Genomic DNA, 14,089 nt, shown 5'->3' on the forward strand with positions numbered 1-14,089 from the left:
GTGTTAAAATGAGAAAGTTTCTTTTGCCAATATTGCTTATAGCTGGTCTAACTTTTGGGTCGAGTTACGAGCAGAAAGCCCTGCAGTTCATCACTCTATTATCATCGAATGATTTTGAGAACGCACAGAAAATGGTCTCAGATGTGTTTTTGAATGCCCTAAATCAATCAAGTCTTACCATGGAATCATTCTGGAACACTTTAAATCAACAGGTTGGAAAATTGGAGCAGGTAAAAAGAATTAAGCTTTCCCAGGAACAGGGTTATCAGGTAGTTTATGTTGCATGTGAGTTCGAGAAAGCATCACTTGATGCAAGAATAGTTTTCGACAGAGACGAAAAAATAGCAGGGCTTCAATTTTTGCCTTATACCGGGGAAGTTTCATATCAAGAACCAGAATATGTTGATAAAAACAGATTTTATGAAATCGAATGTACTGTAAAAAATGATAAATGGGAACTTCCTGCCATTTTGACAGTTCCAAAAGGTGAAGGACCTTTTCCCGCAGTTGTTCTGGTGCATGGTTCTGGCCCGAATGATAAAGACGAAACAATAGGTCCAAACAAACCTTTTAAAGACATTGCCTGGGGACTCGCAAGCAAAGGAATAGCGGCGCTCAGGTATGACAAACGCACCAAAATCTATGCAAAAGAAAGCTCCGAAATGATCAGCACTTTCACAGTCAATGATGAAACCGTAAATGATGCCGTTACGGCAATTGATCTATTGAGCAGTTTTGACATGGTAGATAAAAACAAAATATTTTTGATTGGACACAGTCTTGGCGGTACAGTCGCACCGAGAATAGCAACTATGACAGATAAACTGTCCGGTTTAATACTTATGGCTCCTGCTGCTCATGGATTTTATGCTGAAAATCTTTTAAGTCAACTTGAGTATATTTTCTCGCTCGATGGAAAAATAGATGAAACAGAATCAAAACAACTCGATGAGACAAAACAGCAACTGGAACGCATCAAAAGTCGCCAGATGGAACAATCCGAGGTTTTGATTGGTGCTTCAAAAAAATACTGGGAAGATCTGCTTGATTACGATCCACTGAAAGTTGCGCGCAGTTTGGAAATACCAATTTTAATACTCCAGGGAGCAAGAGATTATCAGGTCACAATAAAAGATTTTGAGATGTGGAAAGAAGCCCTTTCAGAAAAGCATAATGTATCTTTCAAGTTTTATGAAAAATTAAACCACCTCTTTATGCCGGGCGAAGGCCCTTCAACACCTTATGAATACCAAAAACCAAATAATATACCAAAAGAAGTGATCGAAGATATAGTCCAGTGGATAAAGACAATCAAGTGATTTACAAAGCAATAAATTATTCACCATTCAGACACTTGAAAAGTACCAAACATCTGATAGAATCTCATTCAGAACAAAGATTCGCTCCGGCGTAGCTCAACCGGTAGAGCGGGTGGCTGTTAACCACTAGGTTGGGGGTTCGAGTCCCTCCGCCGGAGCCATTTTAATAGCTGTCTTAAACTCATTCAAAGTCTCCTTCCGTTTATCCGCACAAGAGAAAAGGCAGGGAAAATAAAACTCTCCCTTTTTCCTGTTTTGGATTGGCGATGAGACCCCCCACACCCGCCCTGAAAAGGAAAAATTTTTGAAAAGGAACTTGACTTTTTGATTTTCTTTGCTATATATTATTATGTGATGTTAAAAAATGATAAACTTTGACACGCACAAAAGGAGTTAAACCTATGATGGAAGGTTTCTCTGAAATAATGACCCTTGAGGAGACCGCAAAATATTTAAAAATAGGAAAATCTACTCTTTATAAAATGGCAAGGGAAGGAAAAATCCCCGCCGTGAAAATTGCTAATCAATGGAGATTTAGAAAAGATGAAATTGATAAATGGTGGCGTGAAGTAAGAAATAAGGAAATTCTTACCTACAAAGAAAAATAAATCCTCTCTCTTTCTATTCAACTTTTAAAAGCCGAAAGTTTGAGGGCTGGGAACTTTTTGGTGTTTATGAAGATGCGGGCTTCTCCGCCACATTAGTATTTCACTATAACGTTTTGCGGATAAACGAAGGTTTGCGAAGCAAACTTTGGGCGAAGGGCTTTAGCCCGAAACCGTTTATCCGCTTGTTAAGTGACCGAGGCCTTATGGCCGAGGCAAGCAACCCAAAGGGTTGTGACGAGTCGGGGGCGTATGGCGTCTTTACTATCCTGTCACTTCTTATTTTCATAGGAGACCGCCTATTCATTTTCATTTTTTAAGACTGAAGCAATTTCTCCTAAATTTTCAAACTTATGTTTTTCAAATAATTCCTGATTTACTCTAAAGAATCTCCATGTTTCACCGGTTAAATTAGAAGCATCTTTACACCAGATTTTTGCTCTTTTATCCTTATGTTCAACATCTACATCCACTCTACCCTTCGTTTCAATTATTATCTTCTCACCCCCATTGGTTTCCACAATAAAATCAGGATAATACAATCTCAAGTTGCCTTTTGAATCTCTATACTCAATAAAAAAGCCAATTTTAGGGATAATTTTGCTGAATGCTCTTACATCATCAGCTCTATCCAGGAATTTAGCGAAATCCACTTCAAAATTGTTATCGCAGGGTACATAGTTAAATATGGACTTATCCGCTGGATAAACCTGTTTTGACCATACAAAGGGCGGAGTATCAGAAAGTTTTATTGTATCCATTTTCTTGGGTTCTCTTTCAGAGAAGGTCATATCTTTAAATGTATCAACAAATAATTTTACGATTTTCTCCTGAACATCTGGACTGCTTAGCATATAAAGAACACGAGGATCATCTATATCAACCACAGTATCAAACAGTTTTTCCTGAACATATTTTTTTACTATGGGATAGAAGCTTGCAAACGCTCCGCCAATCTTTAATTCTTTAAGTATTAAGTCAGTGTAATAGGCAATAACGCTCTTTGCATCCTTGGGTACCGGTAAATTCCACCTTCTATTAATTCTTTCAACACCTTCAAGCATATCCACAGCGACATATTCCATTTCCAGCACTTTGTTTTCAAGATGAATTCCAAGAGATGACAGAGAATCAATATCTATAGAGTTTATATCAAATTCCCTTATGACAATTCTGGAACTGAGAATTGGAATTTCTATGTCTTTGTCCAATTTATTTTCATCTACAAATATCGATGTCAAATTTAAAGATTTGTCCGTATCAAATTCTGCAAACTTTATACCTTCTTCCGCTTCTAAATCCTCAAGTATCTCTGTTAATCCGGGTGGACCAATAACTTCTAAGGTGTTTATTGAATGTTCAACATCTGCCGGTTCTTCAGGGAACATTTTTCTTAAACCTCTCCCTATAACCTGTTCTGGTAAAACCTTTCTTTTTGAACCATACGGTCTCAGTCCAACAATAACATTTACATTTCTAACATCCCAACCCTCGTTCAACATCATTGTACTGACAATAGCTTCAATCCCTTCTGGAAAGAGTTTGTTAAGTTCTGGATCAGTTGCAATTTTTTCTGGCTCATCAATAAGCTTTGCAGCCTTTCTGGCAGGCTCAAGGTCTTTTTTCTGGATGTTTCCAGTGCTGTCAGTATGAATGAGCAAGACTTTTCCCTTAAGATCCGGTATTGAATTAATGTACTCAAAAACTTCGTCGGATTCCTTGTTGCTTGAACACTGAATGAATAAGACAGGTATTTTAGAAAGAGGCTTCAACGCTTTTTTATATTCTCTCCATCTCCTTATTCCAGCGTCTATCCAAGCCCTATATCTTTCTACCGCCTTTTTAGATGCGATTTCTTCAGCATTCTTTACTATTCCTTTAAGCGGTAGCTTAACAATGTTCATTTCTATGGCCTCTTTGAGCGAGAAATCTACTATTATCCACGGAAATAAAGCACCTGTTTCCGTTTTTGGTGTTGCAGAAAAATCAAGCTCCATATTGATACCTTTGCCAAACTGAGAAACAAGGTTCTTATGGAGATTCAGAAGGGTCTTTTTCCATGCCTTTTCAAAACTGTATATGTGGTGAGCCTCATCCTTTAAGATCATGATATTTGGGCATTTTGTAAGAACTTCCTTTATTCTGTTTTCCTGATAAATATCGTGCTTTTTCACTTCCTCAAGTACTAAAACATCATCTACATATTCCTCAACTTCTTCCTTTTTGTTTTTTCTCTCCTCCAGTTGCTGAATATTTGTTAAAAATAAAACACTGTCAGGAATCACCTGGATTGGGTCTTCCTTCAAAATTACCTGTAAATCAAATTCTTCTTCCCATTCTGGTGGGATAAAAGGCCACTTTTTGAATATGGCACCATCTTTAAAATCTCTCTTTAACCTATCATAGATAACATTTTTCTCGCCAGCAATTAAGAGGAACTTGGATGTATAATCTTCTTTGTTTTCCCATTTATGATTGAAATATGACCAGATGATAGCAAGAGCCATAACAAAAGTCTTTCCCGAGCCGGTTGCCATTTTAAAAGCGTACAGCGGATATTGGTCATAAGATGGGTCATAGGCCTGTATTGGTCCTGCTCCAAAATCCCTTGCCAGGTCTATAAAATTGCGTTTCTTCATAACTTCGTAAACATAAATAAGGGTTTCAATAGCTTCTCTCTGGCAGAACCAGAACTGGAACAATTCTCCATTCAGTTTGTGATCTTCCTCAAACCAGAATTGCAAAAGTCTTTTTGTAGTATCTGTTACACCGGGATAACCATCCTCACGCCATTTATACACCGCTTCTCTGAGTTCATTAACTAAATAAGCCCTGCTTGGCCTTCGCTCTGTAGGTTTTAATATATCGGTTGGATTCATTTTATCCTCACCTTCAATACTTTATTTGTATCTGTCCCAAATACATCTATAACCTTAACCATTATGGTGTATTCCCCGGGCTCATCATACCTGTGCTTTGCTTCGTACTCCACTCTTGGCTCTTTCTCCTTTCTGAAGCTCTGCCACTGATTGTGGAAGGTATCGCCCTTATAATCCCAATCTATCGCCCAGTAATCTATTAACTCACGAGAATCTTTTATCTTGTCTGCAATCTCTGCGAGTTCTGCCGTTGGCAGGAGCTGGAAATCGGTTATCTTTAACACAACTTCTCTGCCATTAACTTCCGTCTCTATTTCAAGATATGCCACTTCTGGGAATTTTATATGCGGAGCAAGTTCTTTTTCAACAACCTGATCTGGTATTTTTAGGAGTTGCAAATCAAAACCTACGAGGGCAGACTTGATCTCATTCACAGATGGGATCTGAATAAGTCTTATATCAACGCCGTTTTTCTTTGCCAGTTCTTTGGCAAGTTCATTTACCTCATAACTCCACTCCCAGCCGAGGATGTCTGCTTTGTAGAAATTGTTAGCCCTGCACTCTAAAACCACTTTTTCAACCTCTTCCATTGTTACCGGTGCGTTCAGCGGTCCAACATGAACGATTCTATCTCCTTTTCTCCCGTGCAAGTATCTGAAGCCATGTAGCGGCTGAGCCTGATAGAGCTTAAGCATAAAGGCAAGGTATTCATCTTCTCTGTCCTTCCAGTATATTGTCTCGTAGTTCCCTATATTCCACACCTCAAAGGGTCTTGCCGGCTTGCCATAGAGTTTCTTCTTCTTTTCATCATCATTCAATAAGTCCTTTGAATTATGAATATCCAACAGCCTCTTTCTCGTTACCTGAATAGCGAATTTAGACAAATCACACCCAATCCACCGCCTGCCAAGTTTCTCTGCTACCGCTAAGGTTGTGCCAGAGCCACAGAAGAAATCTGCAACTATGTCACCGGGGTTGGATGCAGAAAGTATGATTCTTCTCAATAATTCTTCTGGTTTTTGGGTATCAAATCCTAAATATTCACTACTATGAGCTTTAGATACACTACTCTGACCAATAGTCCATACATCGTCTGCATATTTGTGTGTGAATAATTCATATATGATATTGCCATTTTCATCTCTTGCAGCGACTATCTTGCTTTTTTCTTTATCCCAAACTCTTTTATCTCGTTTAATAGGCTTATCTAACGGTATTTTGATTCTATTAAGTTTTATTTCTAAAGTCTTGCTATAAACTAAAATTATATTATGGTTATTTGCGTATCTGTTTACATTTCCTTGAAAATTATCAGGATAATACCAAACTATCTCATTCAGGAAATTCTCATACCCAAAGATCTCATCCATCATAACCTTAACATAATGACCTACATGTTCATCCAAATGAACCCATATAGTCCCATTCTCTGCCAGAAGTTCCCTCATCAAAACCAATCTCTCATACATGTATTTGAGATAAGAGGCAATGCCACCGCTCCATGTGTCCCTGTATGCTCGCTCCTCAATTATGGAGGGTGCCTTTTCTATCTGCTCATCTCCCACCTTTGTTCTTATCGTGAAATCAGCACCTGTGAAAAACGGCGGGTCAATGTAGATCAGATTTATCTTTCCAGCCCAACCTTGCTTAAGAAGTGAGGACATAACAAGTTTGTTATCTCCCCATATCAAGAGGTTTTTCCAGTCCTTTGGATAATTCTCTGGCCATTCTTTTTCTGGAAAAAGGAAACTTTGAACTTCTCCTTTGATTCTTGGCTTATTGATTGTTTCCACTACCTGGAAAGGAAGATTTGGCCTTTCAATTGGCATTTTATTGCCCAGTTCTATTTTCTCGTATTTTCCATACCAGAGGAGTTCTACATATTTTTTATTATTTGCCATGATTACCAACCTCTTTCTGTTGTCTGATTAATTTCCATTAAGGCGGTCTCCTTATTTACTTTTTTCATAAGCCATACGCCCCCGATTTCACTTAACGTCCGGCGGGTATCTGAAGTCCAGCCATAGGCGATTTGGGTGAGGGCTGAAAGCCCGAACCAGATACCCGCTTGTTGTGCGACGTGCTCATTCTTTAATCATCTCCATTAAGTTTATTGGACGAGGCAAAACTTGATATCCTTGTGGAGTTTTTCCGGTCTCAAATATTGTTTGCCAGTACTCATAATTTTGTTTTCCACCAAAGACGGTATTGGATAATTCTTTGTTGACCCAGATCGGAAGATCTCTCAGATTCTTCACGAATATTTTTATTCTATCCCACAGTGGTTCAGGAAAACTATACTGAAACAGCTTGTTTTCATCTATTGGTTTGCCCTGCATTATGAAGTAATTCTTTATTATCTGTGATATATATTTAAGCCAATTATATATAATTTCCTCCTTGCTCATCCTGTACGCTATTAGATGTGGTTCTGGAATGTTTTCTCCTTTCTGAATTCTATTTTCTATTCTGTATGTACCTATATCTGGATCAAACCTGCCAATATAAATTTCTTCTGCAATGATATTCATCAGCTTAAGTATTTGTTGTTTTTCCAATTCTCTCGGATTTTCTCCTTCTTCTAATCTATAATTAATCGGAGTTTGTAATGCGTCTCGATATATAAAAAATGAATAGAATGTCTTTTCTATAGTACTATATGACAATGGTTTCTCTTTTGCTCTACCCCCAAAATCTATAAAATCTTTAAGTTTATTTTCTGGATTATGTGTAATCCAGTCTCTTATTGAGTCCAGAATATATCTTTTCATCTCTCTAGATTCTCCCTTGAAATATTTAACCAAATCTGCTTCTGAAAAACTATAATCATCTTCTGCTAAGCCACGCTCTTTCTTATATCTTTCAACTCTTTCAATATATAACGCACTTCCAAGATGCCTCTGGACTGATTTGTCAAAAGCAACCTGTCTTAATGTCGTTCCTGCATTGGTGTTTGTAGTAAGGAGCACATCTAAATCTGGATCAATGAATACTCTAGCAGGTAATTCTCTTACACCCAGCAAGACTTGTGCCGCAGCCTTATGTTGTCCATCAAAAACTTTAACTTCCGAACTACTATCCTTTGACAATATATATCCTAAAGTCACATGGAGTTGGGGACGTTTTAAAAAGAATTCCTTAATTAACTTTGATATGTTTTTACCAATTGACCTTGGATTTATTCTCTCGTCATGGTGTAAATATTCAATCGGGAATGTACCAAAAAAATATTTGAATCCGCTAAGCTTATCCTCAAATATTGGATATGAGTATATCGTGTTATCTCCTATTTCTGGGAATGAAAATTTTATGATGTTACCTTCAATCTTAAATCTTAATTTGTATTTTGAACCACCATACTCCGCCAGAATATCACTCAGATTAGGAGCCGTTCCCTTCTCATTTATAGTAGTTTCTGAAATTTTTGAAAATTTATGGAGGATTCTTGCAATTCTCAAATCAGAATCTTGTTTCGATCTATTGCAGGATTGATGGGTTATGGCAAAATTAGATGAGTCATCTTTACCACCTAATTTTAAGGGAATAACATGATCTATGTCTACCTGATGTATATCTAAATCTATCTCTTCACCACAAATAAAACATTTGTGGTTTTGAGCCTCCCATAGTTTTTTGACAAGTTCTTCTCGTTCATTTGGTGTTAGACGACTTAAATATAAAGATCCCATTTTCCTACCTCCTTCTCAGCAAGCATGTCGCACAACTCGTTCATATCCGAACTGTTCAGATATGCTACTGAATTTGGAAGATATGCGAACTGTTCGCATATACCTTCCTTTGCATGAACTCATTTTTAAATATTTTGCGGTCTCCTCAAGGGTCATTATTTCAGAGAAACCTTCCATCATAGGTTTAACTCCTTTTGTGCGTGTCAAAGTTTATCATTTTTTAACATCACATAATAATATATATCAAAGAAAAGCAAAGGGTCAAGTCAATTTTCAAAAAATTCTTGCTTTTCTTTGATATATATATTATGTAAGGAGAGGGAATCATGATTGTACTCAGGGATGAGTTAGGCGAAATGCTTTCCGAGGTAAGAAAATGATTAAGCCTGAATATCTTTGTGTTCTTCGGAAAATATACGACCGACTGAAGAGTAAGAATGTGAATTGGGTAGTTACAGGCAGTCTTGGTTTTGCGCTGCAGGGTGTTCCCATTGAAATTCATGATATTGACATTCAGACTGACAAAGCAGGAGCTTATGAGATCGAATGTCTCTTTTCCGAGTTTGTGAGTAAAAAGGTTAGGTTCTCCTCTACAGAAAAAATCCGTTCGCACTTCGGCAAATTAATTATTGACGGGATAAAGGTGGAAATTATGGGAGATATCCGGAAACGGCTTGAAGATGGAAATTGGGAGGATCCTGTGGATTTGAACAAGCACAAGAGGTTTGTAGAGATACAAGGGATGAAAATACCAGTTCTATCTTTAGAGTATGAATATCAAGCATATTTGAAATTGGGCAGGATAGAGAGAGCCGAAATGTTAAGAAAGTGGTTGCATGGTGAGTATGAATTTTCAGACAGCACACCGCCCGGCAGCGAATAAAAATCAAAGGTTTCCACAAATTACCTTCATTTATCCCCAGAAAGTTAGCAAAAATTCCACATGTCCTATTAACAAATTGAATGTATACTAAATTTAGTGCAGCGGTTGAATGAAAAGAAAATTGTGTTTTGATGCATAATCGTAAGGTTTTCAACGAGCCTATTAGAATTCTCAGAAAAATCCAAATTTTTATTACAGAATAAAAATTAGTAAGAAGTTTTAAAGAAACAGGTATTATCATGGCTAATGACTTCGATGAACTTGCTTATATCGCCATGTGCTAGTATGAGGTGGAAAAATGGAGTTAAGACAACTTGGCGAAAAAGTATATTATATTCAGAATCCAGCAAATGTAGGTGTAATTAGAGATAGAAAAACAGCAATCCTTATAGACAGCGGATTGGACGACGACACAGCCAGAAAGATATTAAAAATCTTAGAAAGAGAAAATCTTTATCCTAAAGCAATAATAAACACACACTCTCACGCTGATCACTGTGGAGGCAATGCTCATCTGAAAGAAAAAACAGGATCAAAAATTTATGCTCCAGAAATTGAATCAGCCATAATAGAAAACCCTCTTTTAGAACCTTTGTATTTATTTTCAGGTGCAAACCCTATTATCAATTTGAAGAATAAATTTTTGATGGCAAGATCATCAAAGGTTGATTATGTCATAAGAGATGGGAAAAAATTAGGCTTTGATGAAATCGAATTAGATATTGTTAATTTGCCAGGTCATTCTCCGAACCAAATTGGCATTGTTATTGATAACATTCTCTTTTGCGCAGATTCCGTTTTTTCTAAAGATATGCTAAGAAGGCATAGGCTTCCTTTTTATATTGACATAGATGCTCAGAAAAAGACTTTGAATTTCCTTAAAGATAGTAGATACAAACTTTATGTACCAAGCCATGCAGAACCATTAGAGAATATTACAGAGCTAGTCGATATGACCTTAGAGATAATCAATGATGTTGAAGAATATCTTATCAGAACTACCAGAGAAAAGAAAACGACAGAACAAATTTTAAAAGACCTATGCTCCAACTACAGAATCAGAATAAAAGATGTTCAACACTACTATTTAATGAAAACGTTAGTAATGGCTTATCTTAGTTCATTGAATAATAGAAAAATTCTGGATTTAACGATAGAAGATAATATGTTGCATTGGAGAAGAATATGAAAGACTCAAAATGCTCAGTAAGCAGGGCGCTCCGTCACTCTGTGGTATCTGAACTCGTCAAAGGCAATTTGAGCGAAGATTGAAAGCTCTGACCAGATCCCCACAACAGCCTCGAAAGTGGGCTTGTGATAACAGAAAATGAATTTTACTTACTCCTCATCGTTTCAATTTTCCATTTTACAATCTTTCTTTTCTATATTGCTTCCGATTATGTCTATGTTCAACTTTTCTCCCAGTACCTCTATATTTTCACTTAAAAAAATAAAACCTCCATCGTCGCGGCGCGCCTATTTGTTTCAAGCTTTTCTTTTACCTCCTTAGCAGTTATAAAAGTTGTTTCTATTATAAAAGTTGTTTCTATCTGTTTCAACTCCATTATGGCAACCGCAACAATCGCTGGGCCTACCCTCTATCTACAAACGAACTCATCTCTATCTGAATTCTGAGCGGATAGATAGAAATGTTAGTTTGGATTTTCACTCGCGCGCAGCATTATATCTTAAAATTTATCGAGAAAATACCGCAAACCTGATATGCCAGCTGAAAAATCTCAAAATCTTCTATAAAAAACGAATGGCAGATTTTGTTTCTTCAAGTTGCGCAGTCAATAAAAAGTCAGCAGAAATATACATGTACTGAAAGAATAGCAATATATTTCATCTCATATTTTCCTGCCAATGTAGAAAACATATCCATAATACTGTTTATACTTTGAATACAATTCTGCCTCATAATTCATATATTCAACAAAAGCTTTTGCAGATTTGCTTTCAAAATGTTCCTGCAAAAATGCTTTTTGTATCGCTTTCTGCGGAATAAAATAATTATTCGTCCAGCACTTTTCAGGCAATGCAAATGCTGCGACAAAACTATAACCAGCTTTTTGCATTGTTGAAATATTGTGCCCCACTGTATTCATTTCAGGAACAGAATCGACCCAGAATTTTTCGACTTCGGCAGGCCTTTCATTGGTAAACCACGATTCATATGTTATAGCTATATAGCCACCTTTTTTTAGAAAATCTCTCCAGTAATTCAAACCTTTCTCAAAACCTATAATTGCAATAGCCCCTTCAGACCATATAATATCGAATTCTTCTTTTTGAAATGGTAAATTATCCATCGAACCAACAATACCTTTTACTCTATTCTGCAAGCCGAGCTTTTCAGCGTTTTTATTGAATTTTTCAATAAAATCCGGAGAAATGTCAAGCCCAATAATAGTACCTTTTGTATTTTGGGCAAGGACCATCGTTTGACCGCCCGTTCCACAGCCTAAATCTGCTATTCTTAATTCACTCGAAATGTTATCGATAAAACTCAATGCTCTAATAGTAGATTCGCGGCTGCCAGGGCCCTGCCGCTCCAATCTGCCAAAATAATCACAGATTAATCCCAAATCGAAATCATGAATTAACATTTCTTCTTTTTTCATACAATGGGCTCCTTTGTATACCCGAAATTTTTGATATATGTGATAACTGCAATATTATATCACTTTATCTCAATATCTTTAAACTCATATCGATCTCAGGATAGAGATTTCTCAACTCAGAAATGTTAAAATAAAGCGATGAAATACGGTGAGATTATGGATAGATGGGTAAAGATAATAATTGGTGATAGCCGAAAAATGCCAGAGATAGATGATGAAAGTGTGGATTTAATAGTCACATCCCCTCCTTATTGGCACATCAAAGATTACGGCATCAAAGGGCAAATTGGTTATGGACAAAGTCTTCATGAATATCTGAAAGATCTTTACAGAGTCTGGAATGAATGTTTTCGTGTTCTCAAACCTGGCAGGAGGTTATGTATAAACATAGGTGATCAATTTGCTCGTTCGGCCATTTATGGAAGATACAAAATTATACCGCTGCACGCCGAAATAGTAGCTCAATGTGAAGATATAGGCTTTGATTATATGGGATCAATAATATGGCAGAAAAAAACCACAATGAACACCTCTGGTGGAGCAAATGTTATGGGATCTTATCCATACCCTCCAAATGGAATGATAGAGATAGACTATGAATTCATCCTTATTTTTAAAAAACCAGGAAAGAGTTCGAAAGCATCTGCGGATATAAAAGAAAAATCAAAACTCACAAAAGAAGAATGGAAAGAGTATTTCTACGGGCACTGGTATTTTGGTGGGGCGAAGCAAATAGGGCACGAAGCAATGTTTCCTGAAGAATTGCCAAGAAGGCTCATAAAGATGTATACATTTGTTGGCGATACGGTCCTTGATCCATTCCTTGGTAGCGGAACAACTGCAAAGATGTCTCTTGAAATAGGAAGAAATGCTATAGGTTATGAAATAAATGATAAATTCTTAACTGTAATAGAAAACAAAATAGAGTCGAAAAAAAATCTGTTTCAATCTAATTTTAATGTCGAAATCATAAAACGAGAACACAAGATAAACGTAGATGAAATTAATTATACCCCAACAATTAAAGATGCCAAACCACTCATTAATCCTCAAAAATTCAACTCTAACAGCAAGCTATATAAAGTTGTTAGTATCATTGATGAACAAACAGTCCAGATAGATACGGGATTAAAAGTTAGATTTCTGGGTGTTGATGTGATCAAAAATCAGGAAGCATTGAATTATTTGAAAAATTATGTTGCAAGAAAAGAAATTTTACTCCGTTTTGAAGATGATGAACCATTGAATGAAGATACTGTAGAAGCATATGTCTATCTTAAAAACAAAATTTTTGTGAATGCCTATCTCATAAAATCTGGTATTGCAAAAGCAGACAGACAAAGAGAATACAGATACAAATCTATGTTTTTAGAGCTTGAAAAAGAGGTGAAATAATGGCCAGAGAATGGATATTAAATATAGCAACAAACAGATGGGGATTGAATAAAAAGAATAGTGTCGGTCCAGTTTCGCAATGGATTCGTGAATGTGAGCCAAGATCAGTCAAGGATTGGAAGCAATTTTACTACAAAAAACTCGCTGGCTTTCTCAAGACTAATGGCATTTCACTACCCCCCGAAGAATATATCAAGGAGCTTGGAAGAAAACTGTATGTAAAAGTTACGGAAGTTATTCAAGCGGAAATTGAAGAGGTAACCGAGGATGATTGTATCCAATATATTCACGATCTCGTGATTAATAGAACCTATGATGGTTACCTAACAGAAGTGAAAACCATCTACGGGCAATTACAGAGAGATCTTGATGTAGAGATAAAACCCGCTCCTGATAAGTGGGACAGGCTTTATAATGTAGATTTTTACATTCAAATCGGTGAAAAATATATCGGTCTACAAATAAAACCTATAACTTATGAACAAACACCACAAATAAGTCAATGGAAAAAATGGATTGGTAAGACTCATAAAAAATTTGAGGAGAATTTCGGCGGAAAAGTGTTTATCATATTTTCAATTAAGAAAAATGGTAGAAAAGAAATCTATAACCCAGAGGTTATAGAAGAAATCAAAGAGGAAGTAGAAAGATTAAAAAACGAAATAACCCAATAATTTAAATATTCAGGCTACTAC

11 protein-coding genes and 1 tRNA gene are annotated in these 14,089 nt (G+C 36.5%); 7 read left to right on the forward strand and 5 right to left on the reverse strand.

The features are described from left to right. Nucleotides 1-8 precede the first annotated feature (8 nt). From estD to TEL01S_RS08010, 3 genes are all read left to right on the forward strand, one after another. Nucleotides 9-1,319 carry an esterase EstD gene (gene estD / locus TEL01S_RS08000; protein ID WP_028843839.1) on the forward strand — a complete coding sequence of 437 codons (1,311 nt, stop codon included), beginning with the start codon at nucleotides 9-11 and terminating at the stop codon, nucleotides 1,317-1,319. Nucleotides 1,320-1,404: 85 nt separating this feature from the next. Further along, a tRNA-Asn gene (locus TEL01S_RS08005) sits at nucleotides 1,405-1,480 on the forward strand. A 240-nt stretch (nucleotides 1,481-1,720) separates the two neighbouring features. Next, nucleotides 1,721-1,927 carry a helix-turn-helix domain-containing protein gene (locus TEL01S_RS08010; RefSeq protein ID WP_028843838.1) on the forward strand — a complete coding sequence of 69 codons (207 nt, stop codon included), beginning with the start codon at nucleotides 1,721-1,723 and terminating at the stop codon, nucleotides 1,925-1,927. Between the two features lie 296 nt (nucleotides 1,928-2,223). On the opposite strand, the gene TEL01S_RS08015 is transcribed toward TEL01S_RS08010, so the two are convergent. The 3 genes from TEL01S_RS08015 to TEL01S_RS08025 form a co-directional block, all read right to left on the reverse strand. Further along, the gene (locus tag TEL01S_RS08015) at nucleotides 2,224-4,803 is read right to left on the reverse strand and encodes a DEAD/DEAH box helicase (protein WP_028843837.1); all 2,580 of its coding nucleotides are present in this window, start codon (nucleotides 4,801-4,803) and stop codon (nucleotides 2,224-2,226) included. Continuing rightward, nucleotides 4,800-6,704, reverse strand: coding sequence for a site-specific DNA-methyltransferase (locus tag TEL01S_RS11130; protein ID WP_028843836.1), 1,905 nt, complete (start codon nucleotides 6,702-6,704; stop codon nucleotides 4,800-4,802). The genes TEL01S_RS08015 and TEL01S_RS11130 overlap by 4 nt, the downstream gene beginning before the upstream one ends. A gap of 183 nt (nucleotides 6,705-6,887) precedes the next feature. Beyond that, on the reverse strand, nucleotides 6,888-8,492 hold the full coding sequence (locus TEL01S_RS08025) for an HNH endonuclease (protein ID WP_028843835.1): 1,605 nt from the start codon (nucleotides 8,490-8,492) through the stop codon (nucleotides 6,888-6,890). A gap of 376 nt (nucleotides 8,493-8,868) precedes the next feature. On the opposite strand from TEL01S_RS08025, the gene TEL01S_RS08030 reads away from it, so the two are divergent. Both TEL01S_RS08030 and TEL01S_RS08035 read left to right on the forward strand, forming a co-directional pair. Beyond that, nucleotides 8,869-9,375 carry a nucleotidyltransferase domain-containing protein gene (locus TEL01S_RS08030; RefSeq protein WP_012003594.1) on the forward strand — a complete coding sequence of 169 codons (507 nt, stop codon included), beginning with the start codon at nucleotides 8,869-8,871 and terminating at the stop codon, nucleotides 9,373-9,375. A 298-nt stretch (nucleotides 9,376-9,673) separates the two neighbouring features. Further along, complete coding sequence (locus TEL01S_RS08035; protein ID WP_028843834.1) at nucleotides 9,674-10,564, forward strand: MBL fold metallo-hydrolase; 891 nt, start codon at nucleotides 9,674-9,676, stop codon at nucleotides 10,562-10,564. 253 nt (nucleotides 10,565-10,817) lie between these two features. On the opposite strand, the gene TEL01S_RS11210 is transcribed toward TEL01S_RS08035, so the two are convergent. Together TEL01S_RS11210 and TEL01S_RS08040 are read right to left on the reverse strand one after the other, a co-directional pair. Next, nucleotides 10,818-10,940 (reverse strand): hypothetical protein, encoded by a 123-nt coding sequence (locus TEL01S_RS11210; RefSeq protein WP_269764064.1) that lies wholly within the window; start codon nucleotides 10,938-10,940, stop codon nucleotides 10,818-10,820. 285 nt (nucleotides 10,941-11,225) lie between these two features. Continuing rightward, nucleotides 11,226-11,999: a class I SAM-dependent methyltransferase gene (locus tag TEL01S_RS08040; protein WP_028843833.1), complete on the reverse strand. Its 774-nt coding sequence runs from the start codon at nucleotides 11,997-11,999 to the stop codon at nucleotides 11,226-11,228. 156 nt (nucleotides 12,000-12,155) lie between these two features. Between TEL01S_RS08040 and TEL01S_RS08045 the strand changes: the two genes are divergently transcribed. Both TEL01S_RS08045 and TEL01S_RS08050 read left to right on the forward strand, forming a co-directional pair. Next, nucleotides 12,156-13,394: a DNA methyltransferase gene (locus TEL01S_RS08045; RefSeq protein WP_028843832.1), complete on the forward strand. Its 1,239-nt coding sequence runs from the start codon at nucleotides 12,156-12,158 to the stop codon at nucleotides 13,392-13,394. Next, nucleotides 13,394-14,068 carry an MjaI family restriction endonuclease gene (locus TEL01S_RS08050; RefSeq protein ID WP_028843831.1) on the forward strand — a complete coding sequence of 225 codons (675 nt, stop codon included), beginning with the start codon at nucleotides 13,394-13,396 and terminating at the stop codon, nucleotides 14,066-14,068. Before TEL01S_RS08045 ends, TEL01S_RS08050 begins: the two co-directional genes overlap by 1 nt. The last annotated feature ends 21 nt before the right edge of the window (nucleotides 14,069-14,089 follow it).

Source organism: Pseudothermotoga elfii DSM 9442 = NBRC 107921, assembly GCF_000504085.1.
GTDB classification, from domain to species: Bacteria; Thermotogota; Thermotogae; order Thermotogales; family DSM-5069; genus Pseudothermotoga_B; species Pseudothermotoga_B elfii.